General features: G+C 43.0%; 20 protein-coding genes. 11 read left to right on the top strand and 9 right to left on the bottom strand.

What is annotated here, in order from left to right:
* The coding region (locus L3V35_RS17675) for a VCBS domain-containing protein (RefSeq protein ID WP_237300355.1) at positions 1 to 841 on the bottom strand (841 nt) is incomplete at its 3' end.
* A 368-nt stretch (positions 842 to 1209) separates the two neighbouring features.
* Here L3V35_RS17675 and L3V35_RS17670 point away from each other — a divergent pair.
* The 3 genes from L3V35_RS17670 (at position 1210) to L3V35_RS17660 (ending at position 5139) form a co-directional block, all read left to right on the top strand.
* Positions 1210 to 2523 carry a TolC family outer membrane protein gene (locus tag L3V35_RS17670; RefSeq protein ID WP_054547580.1) on the top strand — a complete coding sequence of 438 codons (1314 nt, stop codon included), beginning with the start codon at positions 1210 to 1212 and terminating at the stop codon, positions 2521 to 2523.
* On the top strand, positions 2523 to 3134 hold the full coding sequence (locus L3V35_RS17665; protein WP_237300354.1) for an OmpA family protein: 612 nt from the start codon (positions 2523 to 2525) through the stop codon (positions 3132 to 3134). The genes L3V35_RS17670 and L3V35_RS17665 overlap by 1 nt, the downstream gene beginning before the upstream one ends.
* 346 nt (positions 3135 to 3480) lie before the next feature.
* Positions 3481 to 5139, top strand: coding sequence for an ABC transporter substrate-binding protein (locus tag L3V35_RS17660; RefSeq protein WP_237300353.1), 1659 nt, complete (start codon positions 3481 to 3483; stop codon positions 5137 to 5139).
* 91 nt (positions 5140 to 5230) lie between these two features.
* On the opposite strand, the gene syd is transcribed toward L3V35_RS17660, so the two are convergent.
* Entirely contained in the window at positions 5231 to 5776 is a 546-nt protein-coding gene (gene syd, locus L3V35_RS17655) for a SecY-interacting protein (protein ID WP_017089736.1), read from the bottom strand.
* Positions 5777 to 5907: 131 nt separating this feature from the next.
* Here syd and queF point away from each other — a divergent pair, with 131 nt between their 5' ends.
* From queF to L3V35_RS17625, 6 genes are all read left to right on the top strand, one after another.
* Entirely contained in the window at positions 5908 to 6753 is an 846-nt protein-coding gene (gene queF / locus L3V35_RS17650; protein WP_017087479.1) for an NADPH-dependent 7-cyano-7-deazaguanine reductase QueF, read from the top strand.
* A gap of 58 nt (positions 6754 to 6811) precedes the next feature.
* Positions 6812 to 9070, top strand: a complete 2259-nt coding sequence (locus L3V35_RS17645) for a tetratricopeptide repeat protein (protein WP_054547576.1) — start codon at positions 6812 to 6814, stop codon at positions 9068 to 9070.
* Positions 9071 to 9188: 118 nt separating this feature from the next.
* On the top strand, positions 9189 to 10754 hold the full coding sequence (locus L3V35_RS17640) for a GGDEF domain-containing protein (protein WP_004734387.1): 1566 nt from the start codon (positions 9189 to 9191) through the stop codon (positions 10752 to 10754).
* A 376-nt stretch (positions 10755 to 11130) separates the two neighbouring features.
* Positions 11131 to 12498: a nucleotide 5'-monophosphate nucleosidase PpnN gene (ppnN, locus tag L3V35_RS17635; RefSeq protein ID WP_004734386.1), complete on the top strand. Its 1368-nt coding sequence runs from the start codon at positions 11131 to 11133 to the stop codon at positions 12496 to 12498.
* A gap of 141 nt (positions 12499 to 12639) precedes the next feature.
* Positions 12640 to 13416, top strand: coding sequence for a flap endonuclease Xni (gene xni / locus L3V35_RS17630; protein WP_146454820.1), 777 nt, complete (start codon positions 12640 to 12642; stop codon positions 13414 to 13416).
* 160 nt (positions 13417 to 13576) lie between these two features.
* The gene (locus L3V35_RS17625) at positions 13577 to 14338 is read left to right on the top strand and encodes a DNA/RNA non-specific endonuclease (protein WP_054547574.1); all 762 of its coding nucleotides are present in this window, start codon (positions 13577 to 13579) and stop codon (positions 14336 to 14338) included.
* A gap of 61 nt (positions 14339 to 14399) precedes the next feature.
* On the opposite strand, the gene rlmM is transcribed toward L3V35_RS17625, so the two are convergent.
* The 7 genes from rlmM to pomA form a co-directional block, all read right to left on the bottom strand.
* Positions 14400 to 15491: a 23S rRNA (cytidine(2498)-2'-O)-methyltransferase RlmM gene (gene rlmM, locus L3V35_RS17620; RefSeq protein ID WP_237300351.1), complete on the bottom strand. Its 1092-nt coding sequence runs from the start codon at positions 15489 to 15491 to the stop codon at positions 14400 to 14402.
* The gene (locus L3V35_RS17615) at positions 15488 to 15886 is read right to left on the bottom strand and encodes a DUF423 domain-containing protein (protein WP_004734382.1); all 399 of its coding nucleotides are present in this window, start codon (positions 15884 to 15886) and stop codon (positions 15488 to 15490) included. The genes rlmM and L3V35_RS17615 overlap by 4 nt, the downstream gene beginning before the upstream one ends.
* Entirely contained in the window at positions 15876 to 16499 is a 624-nt protein-coding gene (locus L3V35_RS17610; RefSeq protein ID WP_171308089.1) for an alpha/beta fold hydrolase, read from the bottom strand. The genes L3V35_RS17615 and L3V35_RS17610 overlap by 11 nt, the downstream gene beginning before the upstream one ends.
* Entirely contained in the window at positions 16492 to 17400 is a 909-nt protein-coding gene (locus L3V35_RS17605; RefSeq protein ID WP_171308090.1) for a transcriptional regulator GcvA, read from the bottom strand. The genes L3V35_RS17610 and L3V35_RS17605 overlap by 8 nt, the downstream gene beginning before the upstream one ends.
* Positions 17401 to 18063: 663 nt before the next feature.
* On the bottom strand, positions 18064 to 19512 hold the full coding sequence (thiI, locus tag L3V35_RS17600; protein ID WP_102447355.1) for a tRNA uracil 4-sulfurtransferase ThiI: 1449 nt from the start codon (positions 19510 to 19512) through the stop codon (positions 18064 to 18066).
* 354 nt (positions 19513 to 19866) lie between these two features.
* Positions 19867 to 20814 (bottom strand): flagellar motor protein MotB, encoded by a 948-nt coding sequence (locus L3V35_RS17595; RefSeq protein ID WP_237300350.1) that lies wholly within the window; start codon positions 20812 to 20814, stop codon positions 19867 to 19869.
* A gap of 12 nt (positions 20815 to 20826) precedes the next feature.
* Positions 20827 to 21591, bottom strand: coding sequence for a flagellar motor protein PomA (gene pomA / locus L3V35_RS17590; protein WP_004734406.1), 765 nt, complete (start codon positions 21589 to 21591; stop codon positions 20827 to 20829).
* A 298-nt stretch (positions 21592 to 21889) separates the two neighbouring features.
* Between pomA and xseB the strand changes: the two genes are divergently transcribed.
* Positions 21890 to 22132, top strand: a complete 243-nt coding sequence (gene xseB, locus L3V35_RS17585; protein ID WP_004734405.1) for an exodeoxyribonuclease VII small subunit — start codon at positions 21890 to 21892, stop codon at positions 22130 to 22132.
* Between the two features lie 20 nt (positions 22133 to 22152).
* Positions 22153 to 23037, top strand: a complete 885-nt coding sequence (gene ispA / locus L3V35_RS17580) for a (2E,6E)-farnesyl diphosphate synthase (protein ID WP_004734404.1) — start codon at positions 22153 to 22155, stop codon at positions 23035 to 23037.
* Position 23038: the final 1 nt, after the last annotated feature.

Raw genomic sequence — 23038 nt, 5'->3', positions numbered from 1 at the left:
CGGCTTCGCCTAAATCTGGATCATCAACGTTTAGGTTGCCGCCTGTAGTTAAAGTTACGTCTTCTTGCACGGCGCCTTTATCATCGCCAGCTTTGCTTGGCGTGATGACCGCCGCGTCGTCTGAGCCCGTGATGGTCACTGCAATCTCATGCGTTCTGCCATCCGCAGTCGCGACCGTGAAGGTGCGAACAATTGGATCAGAGTCGGCATCTAGTGCTTGGACATCGGCGTGGTCATTGTTGAGCACATAGGTCCACTCACCGTCCGCATCGATACTGAACGAGCCGTAGTGACCATCTTGAACATCGGTCTGCGCGGTAAACACCGCTTCGTCCAAATCCGGGTCGTCGACATTGAGGTTGCCACCGGTGGTCAGCGTCACGTCTTCTTGCAAGTCACCGTTATCGCTTCCACTAATAATAGCGGATACTGATTCAGAAATAACATCAATAGTAGAATTAAAAACAGTGTTCAAAGTGACTTGTTGAGCTTCATTTATCCCCTTGGTCTCAAAGAACGTTTTCGCTAAAACTTCCACGCCATCTCTTTCAATACTTCCAGAAGTTATCAAACTAGAGCCACTGACATTTCCAGTCGCGGTAGCAAATTCACTCCCTAATAAAGTAGGGTCTAAGCCGTCTTCGAGAGCATTGAATAACGCAATAACATCTGGTGATATGTCAATATTTTCGTGTTGATCAACAAACGTAACTTCAGGTTCTTTATTGCCTTCAAACGTTTCGACAATAATTTCACCAGGAAACAACTGCTGCCCAGGTTCGACTACTTTAATTTTACCATCCAAACCTATAACAACATGCGTTTCTACTGCTAACTTCATTCTGTCGACCACTGCTCATATCCCCTAGAAATCATCGATTAGATTCATCAATCAAACCCAACACAACAAGTTCATTTATTGATAAGAAAAATAATTGGGTAATTTATCATCAAACGGCCCTTATAAAACACGCACTTTTATGGGCTTAAATTTTCATGTTTTAAATTGGTTTTATTTTTATTCAAACAATAATATTTTATTAACACATTAAAAATTGAAGAAGTGTCATATATTTTTCGATTAAAAATAAGTTTATGACCAGTAATAATCTCAGAATATTGAATGACATTCTTTAAGCATGCTCATTCATTCTAAATCAATAAAAACAAATAATGACTTAAATATTATTAACAAATTGGAGAATTTCCTTGAAGCTAATTTACTGTAGCTTACTGTGCAGTGGACTTTTATTACCACTACCGTCTTGGGCACAGTCTTTAGAGCAAGCGGTATCACAAACCTTTGCCACAAATCCAGAAATTAAAAGTGCGTTTAATGAATATATAAGCAAACGCTATTTAATCGATGCATCTACAGGAGCCTATAAACCGAGTTTGGATTTAGATGCAGGAATAGGATATGAAGCAATTAATCCGGCTTCTGAAATCGCTCGCGGATCAACTGAAATGACACGTAGAGAAGCATCACTTACGCTAAATCAGTTGATATGGGATGGTTCAAAAACTCTGAATGATATTGATCGCGTCTCTGCAGATGCTGAGTCAGTTCGACTACAGCTATTATCGAATGCACAAAATACAGCACTCGACGTAGTCAGAGTTTATATTGAGACTATTGAAGGCTTTGAGATTCTCGCTCTATCAGAAAGTAATCTCGCAACACACGAAAAAATATACGTGGACATAAAAAAGCGCACTGACTCGGGTATCAGTTCAACTGCAGATCTCACGCAAATTGAAGCACGCCTAGCAAAAGCACACAGTAATTTAATCGCAGCTGAAAATAACTTGATCGACTCACAGACCACTTTCATTCGCCTTGTTGGAGAAGCCCCTCAGTCCCTTGTTTTTCCTCGAGCCGATAAAAACTTTATCCCATTAACGTTAGAGCTAGCTCAAGAGCAAGCTTATGAAGCTCATCCTGTTATTAAAATATCACAAGTGGATGTTGAGTCTGCAAAATTCCAATATAAACAAAGCCAATCGAACTACTTCCCAACACTTTCATTCGAAGCTAAGCAGAGCTGGAAAGAGGATGCTGGAGGAATAAAAGGTAGTAGCGATGAAACAACAGCGATGATACGACTTAATTATAATCTTTATAATGGAGGTCGAGATTCAGCAAAGAGCTCAGAAATGGCTTACCAATTAAACAAAGCCAAAGATTTACGAGAGAGAGCATATCGCTCAGTTAAAGAAGAGCTACAACTTTCTTGGAGCGCTTTAGAGATGACATCTCAACAAAAAGTGTTCCTTGCAGATCATGTGGACTCGGCTTCTGAAACAGTCATTGCTTACGAAAAACAATACTTAATAGGCAAACGTACTTTGCTCGATCTTTTGAATACTGAAAATGAACTTTTCGAGTCACGAAAAGGTTACGTTGAAGCAAAATACTCCGAGCAATACGCTAAATATAGAGTCCTTACTTCCACAGGCAACCTATTGAATGCATTGAGAGTTAACTTACCAAAAGAGTGGACAGATAAGGTGGATTACTAATGTACAAACAAACCATTTTTTGGTCTTTTCTATTTTTCACTTTCAACATTCAAGCAAGTGATGAAATTAGTTACATCCCAACCCCGAATATAAGTCAAGTTGCAGACCAATTTGACCAAGATAGTGATGGGGTCATCAATGAAAGAGACCTTTGCCCAGACACCCCTCAATTTGCCGAGATAGACAATGATGGATGTGGAAGCCTTGTTGAGACAGAGGATTCATATGTTATTCGAATCTTATTCAATAATGACTCCGATACAATAAATTCTATTTATGATCAGCAAATCAAAGGTATGGTTAACTTCTTAAAGCAGTATTCGAATACCGCAATTGAAATTCAAGGTTACGCCAGTAACGTCGGAAATCACCAATACAACATGACTCTTTCGACACGTAGAGCTAAACAAGTTCGTAACAAAATAATAAATTTGGGTATAACAGAAAGTCGAATAAGGATTGTAGGCTTTGGTGATACTCAACTGAGTTCAATAGGTATTGATGAAATAAGCCATGCTCTAAATCGAAAGGTTACAGCTACGGTCGTAGGGCATAAAGGTGAAGTAAAAGAAGAGTGGAGTATATTTACAACTCTTCCAAAATCACATTAACACGATAAGATGGGATGCAGTGCATCCCATCCTTGTCTCAATATTGAGACTTTATAATAACAACCAAAAAACAACCACCCATTATTTATAAATAGTTATATTATTATCCCGAAAATAAAAAGGAAATAAATGGTGTGTTAAAATTAACAATCATTAGCAATCACTTCACGCCAATATAATACTAATAAAGTTTCATACATTAGCAGAATCATCAAATAATGCTTATAACAACATCGTTAATAGCGTATGTACACCATATTCCCAACTCTATATTTAGATTAGCTCAACTATATCCACAGAACTCGATTTACTTAAAAGCCCAAACACATTATATAGCGATAGAAATATGACTGAAACATGCCTTCGCAGGCTAAACCAATTGTTGGGCCACTACGATCATTCAGTCCTTTATGAGGTTAACTTAGATGAACTGGAGAACGTGTTTGCCACCTCCCGACGTAACACATCTAACATTCTAAAAATTTTAGGGGATTACAATTGGATTTTCTGGCAACCAGGAATAGGGAGAGGAAAAAGTAGCACCATCCAAATAACAGTCTCAATGTATCAAGCAATCTATCAGACCCTTAGCAGTGAAATCGAATCAAGTAACTTTGACGTTATTGCGAAGATTCTACATACCTATCAAGAGGTTGCGGCCAACGCTTTAAATCAAGCAATGCTTGAATCCAATAGGAATAAAGAAGAATCAAATTCTCTAGTGATCACTCAATATCCCTGGGTTAATGAACTAAATCCAACTTTGACTTACCGGTTTTCAGAGCTACAAATAGCTCGAAGTCTTTATGACACCTTACTGATAGTTAATGTACACGGGAAATTGGAGACTCAACTAGCCTATGATTACAGGGTAGATGGCAAACGTATCTACCTCTGGATCAGACCAGAAGTAATTTGCCATGATGGATTGCCTTTGACTATAGATGATGTGGTTTTTAGCCTTAGAGAACTAAAAAATACACAAGGTCCAGTTAGTCTATTATTCAAGCAAGTTGAAGATATCTATTTTTCAGAGTCTGAAAGAGCCGTTTGCATTCAACTAGAAAGTGAAAATCCACTTTTCCTATATTGTCTTGCTACAGCGAATGCTTCAGTTTTTACTAGTCGCAACCTTTCCTTCTCTAAGAAGAGAAATATACCCATCGGTACCGGTCCATTCTCACTATCTTGTTGGGATAAAGATAAGGTCGTACTAAGAAAGAACCCACATTACTTTGCTAAAAACGCATTGCTTCAAGAAATAACGCTTTCACACCAAGGCAGCCAACTTGAGCACTTTGTAAGTTTCAATCATCCAGCCCTCGAAACAGAAAAGCATCTAATCCAAGCCTTTTCATACTTAGCTTATAATATGCGTGAAAGTAGTGATATTTCACCCCACACGATCGATAACCTTTTTAAGTACCTAAAATCAATTCGAAACCAATTTAGCGCCAGTGAAAACTTACACCCGATGACACTAAATGAGTCTTCTTCATGCTCTATAAACCCGATTTCGACACCGATATTAAGTGGAAAGTTGGTCTTAACGCACCCGAAATGGACAATTAAGTATCTTGAGCACCTTTCTAACTGGTTAATTAAAAAAATTTCCGAGACAGGTATAATCGTGGATGTCGTTATCTTACCCAATGCGAGCACACCAGAAATGCTTAGAGATCAAGCCGATCTCTTATTTGTAGAAGAGGTTATAGAACAACCCTTAGAGTTCGGTCTTTATGAATGGCTGTTAGCCAGCACTGCCATTCGATTTATTTACCCTTATAAACAACTTTTAGAACACACATCTGACCTTCATAAGCGATTAGCAAATGAAGACCAACTACCGCAATTAGTCACGCGGTTTAATCAACTATGTTCTGAAAGCTCTTTACTCCCACTTTTTTGGGGACAAGAAGAAGTAGTTCAAGCGAAACAAGTTAATGGGCTTTGCATAAACAAGTCGGGATACAGTGATTTTTATAAGCTTTGGATCAATAACTAACCAATAGTGTAAATATCATCGTCAACCTAGGCTTAGGTTGACGTTCCTAGTCTTTTGATATCATAGAAAGTCTTCATTAGAAGAGCTCACTTTATACCGCTGGTTGTAGCTTTTCTAAAAATTCTGCCAATGTCTCGGCTAGTACATCACGATTTTTGGTGCCTAAGCGCTCTAGGATCACGTTACCCGTCAGATTACAGATAGAGATAACATCAAGCTCTGCATCGGTCGCGGCAATGAAAACCGTTGGTTTTAGCTTTAAACGACGCTGAGTGACTAGGTGACCTAAAATATTTTCTTGCAGGCATTCGAAGTCTTCATCACTCCAAATCTGTAACAGAGTCAATTCGTTACCATCGAAGGTCGCGTTCATATCTGCGCTGAATTGTGCACCGTAGAAAGTCTTAATGTCTTCATGCAGAGTCAACTCAATACCGGTTTCAACGTTGGTGAAATCCGCAAATTGCTCACGTGGATAGTGCTTCCACAACACGGCATCGCCACTCTTTTCTTCTACGCATGGCGATACGATGTCCACCAATTCCTCATTACGAGGTAAGCTTTGGTGTTGCTGCTGCCACGCGTCAACGTATCGCTGACTAAAAGAAAGTAGTGCGTCTTGAGCACGTTGAGTCATGAAAATCTCCTAAACACAAAATAATAAATAGAATCCGAGCCCTTTCAGCACCGATTAAGCGATGACTTAATGACAGGGTAATGGGGATTCAGTAAAATCGACCCCATTCTAATCGAATTTGAAACGAAAGTATGAGCAAATATTCTGACGCAAAAGAGCTAGCGGGTTTAACCCTTGGCCAAAAAACTGAGTACTCTAACCAATACGATGCAAGTTTATTGCAGCCAGTACCTCGTAGCCTTAATCGCGATGATCTTGCGCTAAACGGCGAGCTGCCTTTTGTTGGTCATGATATTTGGACGATGTACGAGCTTTCGTGGCTAAACACCAACGGCCTACCACAAGTAGCGGTGGGCGAAGTTTTCATCCCAGCCACCAGCCAAAATTTAATTGAATCAAAATCTTTCAAGCTGTACCTAAACAGCTATAACCAGACTCAATTTGAAAACTGGGCTCAAGTCACTGAGCGCCTGACCCAAGATTTGTCTGCATGTGCAGGCGAACCTGTGATTGTGAATGTAAACTCAGTAACCGACTACACTAACCAACCAATCGTGACGATGGAAGGTGACTGTATCGACAATCAAGACATCCAAATCACCAGCTATGATTTTGAAGCGTCACTGCTTGAAGGTGCTGCTGGCGAACAAGAAGTAGAAGAAACTCTGCATAGCCACTTATTGAAGTCGAACTGCTTGATCACCAACCAACCGGATTGGGGCAGCGTTGAGATCGCATATTCAGGCAAGCAAATTGACCGTGAAGCTCTGCTACGCTATTTAGTTTCTTTCCGTGAGCACAATGAATTTCACGAACAATGCGTTGAACGTATCTTCACTGATATCATGAAATACTGTGCGCCATCGAAGCTAACCGTGTTTGCACGTTACACGCGTCGTGGTGGTCTGGATATCAATCCATACCGTTCAACAGAGCAAGATAGACCAAGCCACAATAAGCGTATGGCTCGCCAATAATCAGGCGTGAACCACCCACACTTATTTGAACCTACCAAATCTTTAAAGGGACATTGAAATGCGTTGGTTATACGTTGTTAGTCTATTTATTTTAAGCTTAAGCACATCGGTCAATGCGTCGGTTTATTCGTCGGCGCTACTCAATGAAGCCAATAACTTGGTTGAGATCGAGCCAAGCCAAGCAAAACAAATGGCCAACAGCTACCTAACGCTTCGTGTCCTTTCTGATCAACGTGAGAAAAGCCCTTCAGCGATTTCTCGCGAAGAGACAGACTCTTCAATTAGAACGCCAAACAGCAGTATCGATGCGTATAAGATCTTAGCCAAGGCGGAATACAACCTAGGCAACATTCGTATTGCGATTAAAAACATCGACAAAGCCTCTGAGCTCGCAAAAACCTATAAGCTTAATTACTTAAAGCTGGACCTTCAGATCCTAAAAGTTCGCTTACTTTGGCTGAGTGACAGAAAGTCAGCCACAGCAACAGCAGAGCTGACAAGTATTGAAGCAAACCTAGAATCGGTGAATAAAACCTTACGTTTAACAGAGGGTATTACCTATCGTTTGATCATGCTGAAAGCTGATATCGCCTCTTATGACAATAAGGTCGACGAAGCCGAGAAGTTCTACCAAGAAGCGAAAACCTACCTCGATCAGCGTTACTCAGAAAAAGTTACCATCGACTACCACATCACGGTCGGTGAATTTTATCTAACCCATAAAGAGTACAACCACGCACTCTCTGAGTTGTTGTATGGCTACTGGAAATCAGTAGAAGGTAACCTGAGTTCACGCTTAGCCAAGGTCAATCGCCTGCTTGCACAGCTTTTCTTTGAGCGCCAGGTGTTAGATAAAGCATTAGAGCACCTCTCTCAAGCCGCTGATTTTTATGATAACTTTGAAAACTCCCCCATATTAGCTCAAGTACTTAAAAAGATGGGTGATGTGTACTTCTATCAAGGAAAATATAACCTTGCCCTAGTGCACTTTTTCAACGTTCTTGATCACGAAAGTACCGACAGAGATATACACCAAGTCATCGATATTCGTCTAAGTCTATCGGCAACTTACTTACGTCTCTATAATTACCCTCTAGCTGAGCAGTACTTAACCCGGGCCCTTGAACTACTAGAGTACACCGACATTCCAAAACTGGAAGGTCGTGCCGCGCTATTATCAGCAGGATTGGCTTACCACCTGCAAGAGAGCGAAGATGTGATCAAGCATGCGACACGTGCACTTGAGATATCGCGTCAGGTAGAAAATATGCGCCTGTCGCAACGCTCATACTATTTACTTTCTTTGGGTTATGAACAGGCAGGTCGTCCACAGCAAGCATTGGCAAATCTCAAGCAATACAACAGCCTTGTCTCTTTAGAGCAGCAAAAACTCAACCGTGTTGGGGAAGACGCATTCCGCCAACAAAAAGAGTTTGCCGAACAAACCCTGCACTATGCAGGCCAAGAACAAGAGCTAGAGAAATACAAACTAGAACATCGTAAGTTCCAAAAGATTTCGTTTGCCCTATTCTTGTTCAGCATTGTCTTATTCTTCTTTGTGCTGCGCCGAGGCTACCTCATTCAAACCTTAGCCAAAGAGGTCGATTCACTGCGTACCGACCTCTTTACGCATTCGCGTTCTAAGCTTCCTAATCTAAGAATGCTGAATGCGAAACTCTCAAATTCATTGGAACAAACCAGCCAAACCTTTGAGCAGTGGCAGCTTGGTGAACTGATTCATGAACCGCTCAACGACCGTTTACGCTTCGTGATGATTGACTTACCTTTCCTACGTAATATGTACACGCAGAACGGTTACAAAGCGGGCCTAGAACTCGAAGATGCTTTTGGCGAATTCCTCAAATCTAAGCTTGAAGGTCCAGCTCGTGTTTACCATTTCTCGGACGCGAACCTGCTTTATATCGAGCCCAACGCTGACCGTGATTTATCACCTGAGGCCCTGTTCAGAAAGATTCAATCTTGGGTTAATAACTTCGAACCCGAGCGAAACATCAACCGAACAGTCCGTATGGGCATCGCTGACTACCCGTTCCTGCCGCGTGCTTACACTGCAATTAACGACCAAGAACTGCTCGATGTGTTATTGATGTCGACCAATCTTGCGCGTGAGATCAGTCTCAAAGAGCGCAGCAGTCAATGGGTATACTTAAAAGCTATCGATAATGCGCCCGCAGCGAGCCTTGCAACTGGTAACATAAGAGAAGCGTGTAAACATGCGATTAATCAAGGGTTAATAAAGATACAATCGTCATACCAGAATGAGGACAACATCAAAAAAATGCTAAAAGATGACTGATTTGCGAGCGGTTAAGAGCGGCAAGCCGTGACCTTATTTTTAGTTTTGTTATTATCGATGCAACGGAATTTCATCAAAATGATCGAGCTCGGTCTACGCGGCGCTAATTAATACATCTATGGGCATTCTTGAAAAAGACATTCAGGCGCAACTCCACCAGCTGAAACTTCAGTTGGAGCAGGTCCGTTTGACGCAAAGAGACACCTCGTTCAAATTTATTAGAGAACAAAAAGTTCTAAAGCGTATCGTCACATCTTTAAGTGACGCATGTGTTGGCAGTAACAGCCATTTAGATGAAAACCTCATTGCCCTTCGGGAAGAGCTAGAAAAGCAAAAAGACATTAGCTCGATGATCCCAAAGCTGGCAGTATTAGAAAGGATGCTTAAGCAGAAAACGTTGGCTATGGATAAACAGAACGGATATCTGGACGATAGCATTAAGCACAGTGGGGAAACGCTGCAACGCATAACAGGCCTTCCAGCGCAGCTTAAACGCGACCTACGAAACTTACTTAGCTTCTCCGAATGCAATGGCAGTCAGAAAGTCGACCATGCCATGAAACTTCTCGGTATTTATGAGCGTGCCATTAAGATTATGGCGAATAACTCACGCACTCATTTTGCCGACGTTACGCATTCTCCGGAACAAGAACTCCTTTCCGACCTATCAAACGAATTACAACATCTGATCACTGAACTCGATTTCGAGGGTGAGTCGGGTGATTTGCTTACCGATATTCGAGCGAAACTGTTACTGGGTGTTTCCACACAAAATCTGCTTGAGCTGACACTTCAGATCCTCAAACTGGTAATTGAAGGCACCAACCTAGAGCGTAAGAAGTCTGAACAATTTATCGATCAGCTAAACTCCTCGCTGGCCTCCAGTATCAAAACGGCAGACCAAAATGCCGATCAGAGCCAAAGTTACTTTGAGCACCGCCAAGGCCTTAACTCTGAGTTAAGTGAACTTGTCATTAAGAGCCAGAACTCTGTAGAGAAAGCGAAAGAAATTGATAGTTTAAAGCGAACGATTAATCCGCTACTCACTGAAATCGCCTCTCTTTCAGAAAGACTGAATCACGCAGAACAGAAAGAACAAGCTCTAATAGAGAGAATGAGTTATGGAAAGACTCAGTTAGATTCACTCTATGAAGTCACCCAAGATTACCGCAAGCGCTTAGAAGATCAGGCTCAGCGTATGCTACTTGACCCGCTCACAAAAGTTTACAATCGCACCGCCTTTACTGATCGCTTAGAGCTTGAGTATCGCCGTTGGATTCGTGCACAACACTCACTGCGCGTAGTGCTGCTCGACATCGACAACTTCAAAGCCATCAACGACAGCTTTGGTTATACCGCGGGTGATAAGGCACTTAAAATCATCGCGAGAACTATTACTAAAGAAGCAGGCACAACCGATACCGTGGCTCGCTTTTCTGGTGAAGAGTTTGTCTTGCTGTTGCCAGAACAAACCGATGAATATTGCCACCAGGTGATTCAAAACATCCAAGCTCAAGTAAGCCGCCTACCCTTTAAGTTCCGTGACCAACAAATCACGATTACCTTGTGTGCGGCAAGTACTCAGTTTAAAGAGTCTGATACGCCTGAAGAAGTATTAGAGAGACTTAATAAGACGCTAAACAAAGCAAAGCAACGCGGTACCAACCAACTTGTTTGGAACTAAGTCAGCCTTAGATTTAATTTATTTCATTTTTTCAAATACTTATCACATACCATTTCCCTCAATGTTTGCTAAGCTAATGATTAACATTCGCTTAACAAGCATTCTTGGCAAGCAATGCTGTATATACGCTCTTAATTTATTTTATATTAGCTCTTAAGCATCTATACATCTGCTATTAAGCACCCATGTATATACTGTTAAGCACCTGCATATAGACTGTTAAGCAAGATTATATAATCCATTAAGCAACGCTGTCGTAACCGTTTCGTCTGGTTAACTCTCTCCCCTTTAACCAAACACTTTCAACGTTTGCTTCTCACTCTCGAGTCAGAGGGTCACTTCAACGTCCCCCTGCTCTTTTCAACAAGGAGGCACTATGATCACTCATATCAGCCCTGCCGGTAGCATGGATTTACTCTCTCAACTTGAAGTTGAGCGTCTTAAGAAAACCGCATCTAGTGATCTGTACCAACTGTATCGTAACTGTACGTTAGCGGTACTTAACTCGGGAAGCCACACCGACAATTCCAAAGAGTTGCTCGACAAGTATCAATCGTTTGATGTTGAAGTCGTGCGACGTGAGCGTGGTATCAAGCTCGAACTAAGCAACCCACCAGAGCATGCCTTTGTCGATGGTGAAATCATCAAGGGTATCCAAGAGCACCTATTCTCAGTGCTGCGTGACATTGTCTACGTCAACATGCATCTTGCAGACAACCAAAGACTCAACCTGACTAATGCCACTCATATTACCAACCTCGTATTTGGTATTTTGAGAAATGCAGGTGCACTTACGCCGGGCATCGAACCTAACCTGATCGTGTGTTGGGGTGGCCACTCAATTAATGCCACTGAATACCAATATACTCGTGAAGTAGGTAATGAACTTGGCCTACGTGAACTCAACATCTGTACGGGTTGTGGACCAGGTGCAATGGAAGGACCAATGAAAGGCGCGGCTATTGGTCACGCTAAGCAGCGCTATACTGATCATCGTTACTTAGGGTTGACTGAACCATCAATCATTGCAGCTGAGCCACCAAACCCGATAGTGAACGAACTGGTGATCATGCCAGATATCGAGAAGCGTCTTGAGGCATTCGTTCGTATGGCGCATGGCATCATTATTTTCCCTGGTGGCCCCGGTACGGCTGAAGAGTTGCTGTATATCTTAGGGATCATGATGCACCCAAATAACGTCGACCAACCCATGCCGATTGTATTAACGGGTTCAAAAGAGAGTGAAGCTTACTTCCGCTCTATCGATAAGTTCATCGGTGAAACCCTCGGGGAAGAGGCTCAGAAACACTACGAAATCGTGATTGATGATCCAGCACGCGCAGCGAAAATCATGAAACAAGCGATGCCAGATGTACGTTCTCACCGTAAAGAGACCGGCGATGCTTATAGCTATAACTGGTCACTGCATATTGAGCCTGAGTTCCAACTGCCCTTCGATCCGACACATGAATCTATGGCGGCACTTGATCTTCATATGGACCAGAAAACAGAAAGCCTTGCGGCTAATCTACGTAAAGCGTTTTCTGGCATTGTGGCCGGTAACGTCAAAGCCGAAGGTATTCTAGAGATAGAGAAACACGGCCCATTCCTGATTGATGGCGACAAAGAGCTGATGACCAAAATGGATCAACTGCTGAATGACTTTGTTGAACAACATCGCATGAAACTGCCGGGTGGCACTGACTATGTTCCTTGCTATAAAATTATGCCTAGCAGCGAATAACGACAAGTGACTGATAAAAGGCCACAAGCATAAAGCTAAACAAGTCATGACGTTTACGTCGCCAACGTTTCAACTCACCAAGTGATACGTTACTATAAGGGGCTAGCAGCCCCTTATTTATTGCCTATTTAGTGGAAACTTATGTCTATCCATCTTGTTATTATCGATGCTTTGAATCTCATCCGACGCGTTCACTCTGTTCAGCCGGACCCAACCGATATTGCAAGAACCATCACCACTACTGCTCGTACTCTTAATCGCATCCTAAAAGAATCAAAGCCAACCCATATCATTGCGGTATTTGATCATCATTTACAAGATCGAGGCTGGCGCGCTGAAGTCCTTCCTGCCTACAAGCAAAACCGCAAGCCGATGCCTGAACCATTAATGAAAGGCCTTGATGCTATCCAACAAGCTTGGTGGGAATTAGGGATTGATTCACTGCTATCTGATGGTGATGAAGCGGATGACTTAGTAGCAACACTCGCTAAGAAAGTGGCAGACCACGGCGAAAAGGTCACAATAATCTCTACCGATAAGGGCTATTGCCAACTGTTATCACCAACGCTACAGATCCGTGATTACTTCCAACACCGCTGGTTAGACAAGCCCTTTATTGAAGCTGAGTTCGGTGTAAAGCCGGAACAACTCGCTGACTACTGGGGATTAACTGGCGTTAGCTCAAGCCAAGTACCGGGGATTCCTGGAGTTGGACCAAAAGCGGCCAAAGAGATATTAACAACGTATCCAGATATAGAAACGGCATTCCTAGCTGAAGATTTACCGAAAAAGTATCGTAAGAAATTCGATGAGCATATTGAATCGGCTCGCGTATGTAAGCTCGTTTCAGCACTCAAAACCGACATCGATTTGGGCTTCAACCTTCAAGATATTCGCTACTCTGATAACCAAGCTTAACACTTCTAGATGTTCATCTTTTCTGTTGTGTTCTCCATTACATTCACAACCTAATTATAATGTTAATCAATACCTTACCGAGTATTGATTAACATTTAGCCTTCATCACAGTCTTATTGATATAAGTATTTAATTTCATTGCTCCAATAAGGAGAACACAATGAAAAACATACTATTACTATCATTAACTACCCTCTTACTTAATATCGCGCCTCTTGCTGTCGCAACCGAAGCCTGTGGTGAACACCTAGTCAAAGGTTTGCCTTCAGAATCCTCTGATCAAATGCTTTGTCGAACCGGTTATGCCATTGGCTACAACTATTCCATGAAGAATGCTGATTGGGTCGCCTATCATGTCACCGCAGAAAGCGTCAATGGACAGTTCAAACGAAGTAACCGCTTTAAAGCCGATTCAGAACTCCCCGAATACGCCCAATCAACACTAAGCGACTACTCCAAATCCGGTTATGACCGCGGCCATCTTGCTCCATCTGCAGCAATGGACTTCAGCGAAGTGTCGATGCAAGAAAGCTTCTTGCTAAGCAATATGTCACCACAACTTCCTGGGTTTAACCGAGTTGGCTGGCGATTGCTAGAAGAGCATGTACGTGATCTTGCCAATGAATATCAAGAGCTCTATGTGGTGACAGGCCCTATTTATGACGGGAATGAAACCTTTATTGGCAATGGCGTTATGATTCCAAGTGCATTCTACAAAGTGATTCTCGACCCGTATTACAACGATGCGATTGCTTTTATTGTGCCGCACCGTGACGTATCGAGCAGTGAGCTCGCAAGCTTTGTCACAACTATTGACGAAGTAGAAGTCCGCACCAACTTGGATTTTTTCGCAAACACTAGCGATGATGTAGAAAGTGATATGGAAGCAATGCTTTGGGAGATGTGGCCTACTTCAGAGTAAACCTCTCATAACAAAAAAACGCTCCTTATGAGGAGCGTTTTGTATGTTCATTAACCGCGTATTAGTACGGCGAGATATTCGAAAGCGACTGAATGTGAACCGTGATCTCTTCGCGATCATGGTAAAGGTGCTTCGCCTGCATCTTGAATTTAACTTTGTTATCAATCAGAAACTGTTTTAGGTTCTCGATATCCTGCAGTACTTCATCGTAACGGCCTTTCATTGGCAGTTTAAGGTTGAATAGTGCTTCTTTCGCCCAGCCTTTGATGATCCACTCACCCATTAAGTGAGCAACACGAGCTGGCTTCTCAACCATATCACAGATAATCCAAGTCACGTTCTTACGATCAGGTTCAAATTTAAAGCCATCTACCATATGGTGTTTAATTTGACCCGTTTCCATTAGGCTGTCCGCCATCATGCCGTTGTCAACACAGTGAACGAACATAGAACGCTTAACCAGTTGGTAAGTCCAACCACCTGGACACGCGCCTAAATCTACGCCCCACATACCTGGAGCAAGACGCTCATCCCACTCATCACGAGGGATGAATACGTGGAACGCTTCTTCTAGCTTTAATGTAGAACGGCTTGGCGCATCTGATGGGAACTTCAAACGAGGAATGCCCATAAAGAACTGTGAGTTATTGGTTGGGTAAGAGTAACCGACCAAGCAATGACCCGGAGCGATAAAACATAAGTGAAGCACAGGCTTCTTAACATTGTCTTTCGCTGTCATCAGGCCTTTACCACGCATAGCTTGACGCATTGGCACGGTAAACTTACGGCAGAACTTCAAAAGCTCTTTCGCTTCATTGGTGTCTGGCGTTTCAATACGGATATCGCCACAACGTGGGAAACCTTCTTTCTCAGAAAGCGCATCAAGAATTGGAGAGATACGATCATCAGTCGGCAGATCTTTGATTTCAACCGCTACCGCGATCATTTGACGAGCAAAGATCAGCGATTGGAAGTCGATCTCTTTAACCAGTTTATCGGCTTCGCCTGCTTGATAACATTCAAACAATACAAAGCCTGTATTGTTCTTTAAGCGAGGAAAACCAAACACTTCCAGTTGTGTTGCTTTGTCTTGAATTTCGCCAGCACATTCTTTTTCAAAACCAGAGCGACAATAAAGTAGTACGTGTTTCACTGAGTTACCTCTTTTATATTCAAAGCAGCGAAGGAGAAGACTCCCCAACCAATGATAAATAGTAGACCACCAAACGGAGTGATAGGGCCAAACCATTTTATTCCTGTCAGTGCCAAGCCATAAAGGCTGCCACTAAAACAAAGGATGCCGATGATAAAGCAAATTGCCGCAATGAAAAAATATTTTTGTGATTTAGCGCCAAGTTTCATCTGTAACAGAGCACCACATGCCAATATCGCTAGAGTATGAATAAACTGATACTGAACACCCGTCTCAAACACACCCAAAAGATACTCAGGCAAGATCGCTTTTAAGCCATGAGCGGCGAATGCACCAAGCATCACAGCAATCGCGCCAGAGATACCTGCAAACGTGAGTAAATACTTACTTCTCATCGAGTACCCCTTTGATAAACGCCGATAGCTTCTCAACGGTTAAGGCAATATTCTGCTGCTCTGTGTAACCAGAGCTCTTACGAGGCTTAAAGCTGTGATCACCGTCTGGGATAAATTCAACACGAATAGAATCCGACAGGTCGAAATCAGTAAACTCTTCACGCTTACCAAAGGTATCGCGTTCACCCTGCAGAATAAGACATGGCTTTTGTAACTCAGCTAAGTGCTCACCTTTGTACTTCTCTGGCTTACCAGGAGGGTGGAAAGGAAAGCCTAAACACGCCATCGCTGCCACCTTATCAACTTCAGACAAATGGCTCGCCATACGCCCTCCCATCGATTTACCGCCAATCACAAGCTTATCGGCATCGCACTGCTCAATGATGTCTTGGTAAGCTTCAAGCAGCTTAGGGGCTCTGTCAGGTGGACGACGCTTGCCATCTTCAGCACGTTTAATCATGTAAGGGAAATTAAAACGAATCACTCGTATCCCTTTAAAGGCTAACCCTTTTGCCACCGACTGCATGAATTCATGATCCATACCTGCGCCAGCACCATGTGCAAAGATAAAGGTGATTGGATTGTCTTCACCGTCAATGATGACATTATTCATCGAGTAAATCCTCTTGTTCACTTTGCGCTTTCGCCAGCATCCAATCGCGGAAGGTGGCGATACGGCCCATATCGGCTTGTTTCTCATGACAAACCACATAGAAGGCATTCTTGCTCACCAACACTTCGTCAAAAGGCGCAATCAAACGACCCGCTTCGATTTCAGGTTGCGCCAACACGTTGTTACCCAGTGCAATACCTTGGCCGTGAGCTGCTGCCTGCAACACCATGGTTGAGTGACTAAAGATAGGACCGTGATTGACGTTTACCCCATCGATGCCATTTTGCTTAGCGAACTGCTTCCAATCCTTTCGAGAAGTATCATGTAATAGCGTATGACATGCTAAATCGCTTAGAGATTCTAATGGTTTGATACCAAGCAACACTGAAGGTGAGCAAAGAGGGATCAAGTATTCTTGATAAAGCTTATCGGCTCTAAGCCCCGACCAGTTGCCTCGACCATAATAAATAGCTACGTCTACGTCATCGGTCAGCGAGCCTTCATCCATATCAACGGCTTTAATTCGTACGTCGATATCAGGTTCTTGCTGATTAAAGTCTGCAAGCCTTGGCACTAACCATTGAATGGCAAAACTTGGCGGTAAGCTGATGGTCAATGCACCCTTCTCACTTCGCTCAAGCACTTTATCCGTCGCTTCTGCCAGTGATGTAAAAATATCTTTGATGTCTAAGAAGTAGCTCTGACCTTCTTCAGTCAGCAGCAAAGAGCGATTTCTTCGACGAAACAGCTTCAAAGACAAGAATTCTTCAAGCGCTTTAATCTGATGACTCACTGCTGCTTGAGTAACAAACAACTCTTCTGCAGCGCGCGTAAAACTCAAGTGTCGAGCAGCGGCTTCAAACACTCTTAGCGAGTTTAATGGGGGTAATCGACGAGACATAGGTACTCTCTAAATAAGCATTAGTTTTTTTTATCTGAAACATTATAATTTGTCCATTGCCTAGCGGCCAGAGAAATTCTATATTTCATCCCGCAGCAGCTAGCCTGAACGGCTTGATTCTCTCTAGAATCAATTGGTTTAGCTCCTGCGATGTTGTGTTTGCAAACTCGTTCTTTTCGAGTTGGGTAGAGTTCTACCAAATGTTTTGTTGCAGTTCTATACTGAAACGAGACATGTACTTCCTGTATTTATTTTGACCTGTCTGTCAAATTTGTTTACACCGCCTTATGGGCGGTGTTTTTTTATGTGCAAAGAAAAATAACAACAAGTTTATCAATAGCTGTACTAATTAATCTTTGTTATTTTTCATCGTTAATCACAGAATCAGACACCCACTCAAATAATCAACTGAACACATACAAATAGAACCATTGAATAGCACTAAAAAGTAACAGAGTTCCTCAGATACTCACACTTTTTCGGTCACCTACAAGCCAACTCAAACCCCATCATTTCAATCTCAGAATCTCAAGACAGAACATGATGATAACTCGACAAACTCGCGCCTCTTACTGCCTACTGTAAAACATTCACAATAGAAAATAAAAAAGCCGCTTACTTTTCAGTAAACGGCTTTGCAAAATATTCGGCTACTCTATACCACTATGGGCGGTAAACCTTCACGTTATGGAAGCCTTGCTCTTTTAGATAAAGTGCCTGTAGACGGCTCATTACACCACGGTCACAGTACAGCAAGTACTCTTTTGCTTGGTCCAAGTCACCAAACTGAGTCGAAAGCTTGAAGAACGGGATATGTTTAATTTCAACACCATCGATCTCTAGTGGGCTTTCGTCTTCTTCGTCTGGGCTACGGATATCAAGAACGATAGCGTGCTCAGCAACAGCTTGAACTTGTTCAACTTCCGGCGCTTGCTCTTGGCTCTCTTTCTCGATGTCACGGATATCCATAACTCGAGCGTTCTCGATCACTTGCTCCAGCACTTCAAAGTTAAACTTAGCTTCTTCTGCTTCTAATTTGCCTTTCTTCGCTTTCACTGTTGGCTTCTTAGAAATAACACCACAGTACTCAGGCATTACTTTCGCAAAGTCTTCAGTGCCAATCTTACGAGACAGGTCGATGATGTCTTCTTTGTCCCAGTTAATAAGCGGACGAAGGATCAAAGTATCGGTCACGTTGTCAATGTGGCGAAGGTTAGTTAGCGTTTGGCTAGAAACCTGACCTAATGCTTCACCGGTTACTAGGGCTTCGATACCGAAGCGTTCTGCAACCATACCACCAGCACGCATGAACATACGCTTAAGAACCACGCCCATTTGGCCATCTTCAACGTTCTCAAGAATCTCTGCGACTACCGGTTCAAAATCGATAGAGATGAACTTCACCTTTGCCGATGAGCCGTATTTATCCCATAGATAGTGAGAAACTTGCTTAACACCAATTTCGTGCGCAGGGCCACCTAGGTTAAAGAAGCAGTAATGCACTTTAGAACCACGTTTGATGTGTAAGTAGCTTGAAACGCCAGAATCGAAACCGCCAGAGATCAAGCTAAGCAGATCTTCTTGAGTACCAAGAGGGAAACCACCTAGGCCTTTATGACGTTCAATAACTTGGTTTAGCTTCTCGTTCTCGACTTCAACTTTAACGGTAATATCTGGATTTTTCAGTTTTACTTTTGCTGATTCAACCGCTTGGTTTAAACCACCACCTACGTAGCGTTCTAGCTCAATAGAGGTAAAGTCATGTTTACCACGACGCTTAGCACGTACAGAGAAAGTCTTACCTTCAATAAGAGCACCGCTTCGCTCAAGAACTTGCTCGTAAATATGATGCAGGTCTTTAAACTCTGATTGCTGAACTTCAAGGGAGTGATGAATACCCGGAGTTTGCGTCAATACTTCGAGTGTTTCTTTAAAGTATTTGTCGCTCTCAGACGTCACTTCGATGTAGTCACGACGGTTGAAGACAGCCACAGACTCAGTACGACGCTGAAGAATAGTACGAATATTACGTTCTAGAATCTTTGTGAAGCGCTTACGCACCGATTCACTTTTAATAAAAATTTCCGGATGAGGCTTAACAATAAATTTCATAGTACTTTCACGCCAATAAGGTTCACAAATTTTAGTAGGTTCATCACCACGTAAAAGGTCATTTCACATAGTTATTGAAGCAATAATAGATCAATATTAAATCTAAGGGCGCGAATTATACATGAGAAAATCAAACAAGGAAAAGAGTGCGTGCTTCAACCTCATCATTAAACTGCCTGTTATTAAAAGTAGCAGATTTCAAAACGACATAAATACAGCTGAGAGCATCATTGAAGACCACAAAACAAAAAGCCCAACCTCATCATAAGGTTGGGCTTTCGATGCTATCTGCTGATTAACGTATGTATATCTAACGTATGCGTACCTGAAGACTAATCGCTGTCTCTCTGCCTACTACTGACCAATAACAGGCACTTCATCACTATAAAGCGGCTCACCCTGCATTATGCTGATTTCAACACGGCGGTTGAGGCTACGCTGCCATTCAGTATCATTGGGTTCAACAGGCTCTGTATCGGCCATACCGCGCACTCTCAAGCGTTGATGAGAGAAGCCACGTACCTTTTCCATCTCTTGAGCCACAGACACCGCACGCTGCGATGATAAGTCCCAATTAGAACGATAAAGCTCTGAATCCAGTCGCTGGTTATCCGTGTGCCCAGAGATACGGACAATGCCCGGAACATCTTTTACCAGTTCAGCGACCTGTCTAACCAATGGTCGAAACTTAGGTTGTAGGAAAGCAGACCCCGATGGGAACGCACCTTTCTCACGAATTCGAATAACAATCTGCTGGCCAAGGTTTTCAACCTCAATCGCGCCTTGGTCGATCTCTCGCTCCAACGCCTTCTTGATGCTTTCCATCAAGGTTTCCATCTCTTGCGATTGAGCTTCGGCTTGCTGTTGCTGTTGGTCTGACTCAGAGTTTTGATTGTCATGAGTAGAGACCTCTGGCGACTTGCCTCCCGTCATCTTGCCTTGGTCACGCATTGTTCCGCCAGCACGCTCAGATTCACCATCATGAAACTCAAGCGTTTGCTGCGTAATATCAATGGTCTGCTGCATGATCACATCGATAGGAGTCGGCTCTGGGCGACCAGGGCGAAACTCTTGCGCAATGATGCTAGTCCCTTTAGGAATATCTTTCACTTCCAAGCGGTTTTGTACACCAAACGCAAATTTCATCGATCCAGCGATCTGTTTGAACTTCAGTACGTCCATCTCAGAGAATGAGAGCAGCAGTACGAAGAAACACATCAGCAGTGACATCAAGTCAGCAAATGTCCCCATCCATTGAGGTAACCCCGGAGGAGGACATTTACATGGATTTTCTTCATCCATCTTCAACTCCTCTTACGCGGGTTCACCATCAATCGTGCGCTTACCTTCATTGAGGTAGCTCTTGAGGTAACCATCGATAACTCGTGGGTTCTGACCATCTTGAATCGCTAATACACCATCCATCACCAGACGACGGTTTAGTGTCTCTTGGTCACGACGCAGCGCAAGCTTGTCCGCAATTGGGAAGAACACCATGTTCGAAAGGATTGCACCGTAAAGCGTAGTCAAGAGTGCAACCGCCATCGCAGGGCCGATCGCTTTTGGGTCATCCATGTTAGAAAGCATGGCAACCAAGCCAACCAAGGTACCAATCATACCCATCGCAGGTGCAACATCACCAAATGCAGAGAACACTTTCGCGCCCTGCTCATGACGCTCTGTGGTTAATGCGATGTCTTTTTGCAGTGCAGCACGCACCACATCACCATCATGGCCATCTACCAATAGGTCGATGCCCTTTTGCATGAAACTGTTGCTGATTTCCATTTCTTCAAGTGCCAAGAAGCCACCTTTACGTGCTGCATCCGCCATCTCTACCACTTTAGCGATAAGATCTTCAGGCTCATCGGCCTTAAACATAAATGCTTTGCCAGCGATTTTGGTTGCTCCAAAGAATTGTCCCATGGTGAACTTCATTAGAACAACAAACGTTGAACCACCCACCACGATCAAAATGGATGTCGTGTCATAGAACATCCCGAGGCTTCCACCTAGGATCATTGCCATGATTACAAAGGCAAATCCACCAATCAAACCTATTAGGGTTGCTAAATCCACTGAGCACTCCTCATGCTTTTTTGTAGCTCTACGTCGACGATAATCTTTTTATCGGCCAGACTATAAGATCTTTTAGTAAATTCTTGGCCTAAATATCACACTTTTCGTTTTTGAATCACAATTATTGGCTTACTTTGCTCTTATCCTTAGCGCATAAACTCGATAAAGCTAAGGTTATTCAACCAAAGTGAGTTCAAGCCCCTTAAAAACGAACTTTCTAGCAAAATTTCTTGGTTACATTTGACCATCTCAGCGGCCTAGGGTAACGTTCGTTCATATTTCCAAACGCAGATTTATTATGGCTACTAAGAAACCTGAAAATATGAGCTTTGAAGCGGCTATCGAAGAGCTTGATGGCTTGGTTGATCAACTAGAAAATGGTGATCTAGCTTTAGATGATGCGCTGAAAAAGTTCGAACGAGGCATCTCCCTCGCTCGTGCTGGTCAAAGTAAACTAAACGATGCTGAACAGCGTGTTAGCATCTTACTGCAAAATGATGAAAATGCAGAACTTAGTGACTTTAACCCACAACCAGAATAACGAATTGTATGAGATCCCCTATGATCGAGACTTTATTGTCTTATCAAGCACGTAATAACGAGCAGCTGAACCTTTGGCTTGATCGCCTGCCACACCAAAATCAGAACCTTATCAACGCGATGCGTTATGGGTTACTTTTAGGCGGCAAACGCGCACGTCCATTTCTTGTCTACATTACAGGGGAAATGCTCGGCTGTACCGCTGAAGAACTCGACACTCCAGCTTCTGCAATCGAATGTATTCATGCCTATTCTCTGATTCACGACGACCTTCCAGCAATGGATGACGATGAACTTCGTCGTGGCCATCAGACTTGTCACATCAAATACGATGAAGCAACGGCAATTTTAACTGGCGATGCCCTACAAACTCTCGCGTTTACTATACTTGCGGAAGGCACATTAAGTGCTGACGGGGAAAGCAATCGCGTTCGAATGATTCAACGCCTAGCTGAAGCGTCTGGTGCACAAGGTATGTGCATTGGACAAGCGCTTGATATTGAAGCTGAAAACCGCTCTGTCACGCTAGAAGAGTTAGAAGAAGTTCACCGTAACAAGACTGGCGCTCTAATGAAGAGTGCGATTCGTTTAGGTGCTCTGGCTGCTGGCGAAAAAGCGTTTGAAGTGATGCCTCAATTAGATAAATACGCCGATGCAATCGGGTTAGCCTTCCAAGTTCAGGATGATATTTTAGATATCATTAGCGATACCGAAACTTTGGGTAAACCACAGGGCTCTGACCAAGATTTGAACAAAAGCACCTACCCTTCTTTGTTAGGTTTAGAGGGCGCTCAAGAAAAAGCGCAAACTCTGCTACAGGAAGCGCTTCAAGCTTTGGCTGCAATCCCATACAATACCCAGTCACTCGAAGAGTTCGCCCGATACGTCATCGAGCGCAAGAACTAAG

The organism is Vibrio sp. L5-1 (genome assembly GCF_021728315.1).
Classification (GTDB): Bacteria; Pseudomonadota; Gammaproteobacteria; order Enterobacterales; family Vibrionaceae; genus Vibrio; species Vibrio splendidus_K.
Note: the sequence above shows the minus strand (reverse complement) of the source record. Positions and strands in the feature narration are given on the sequence as shown.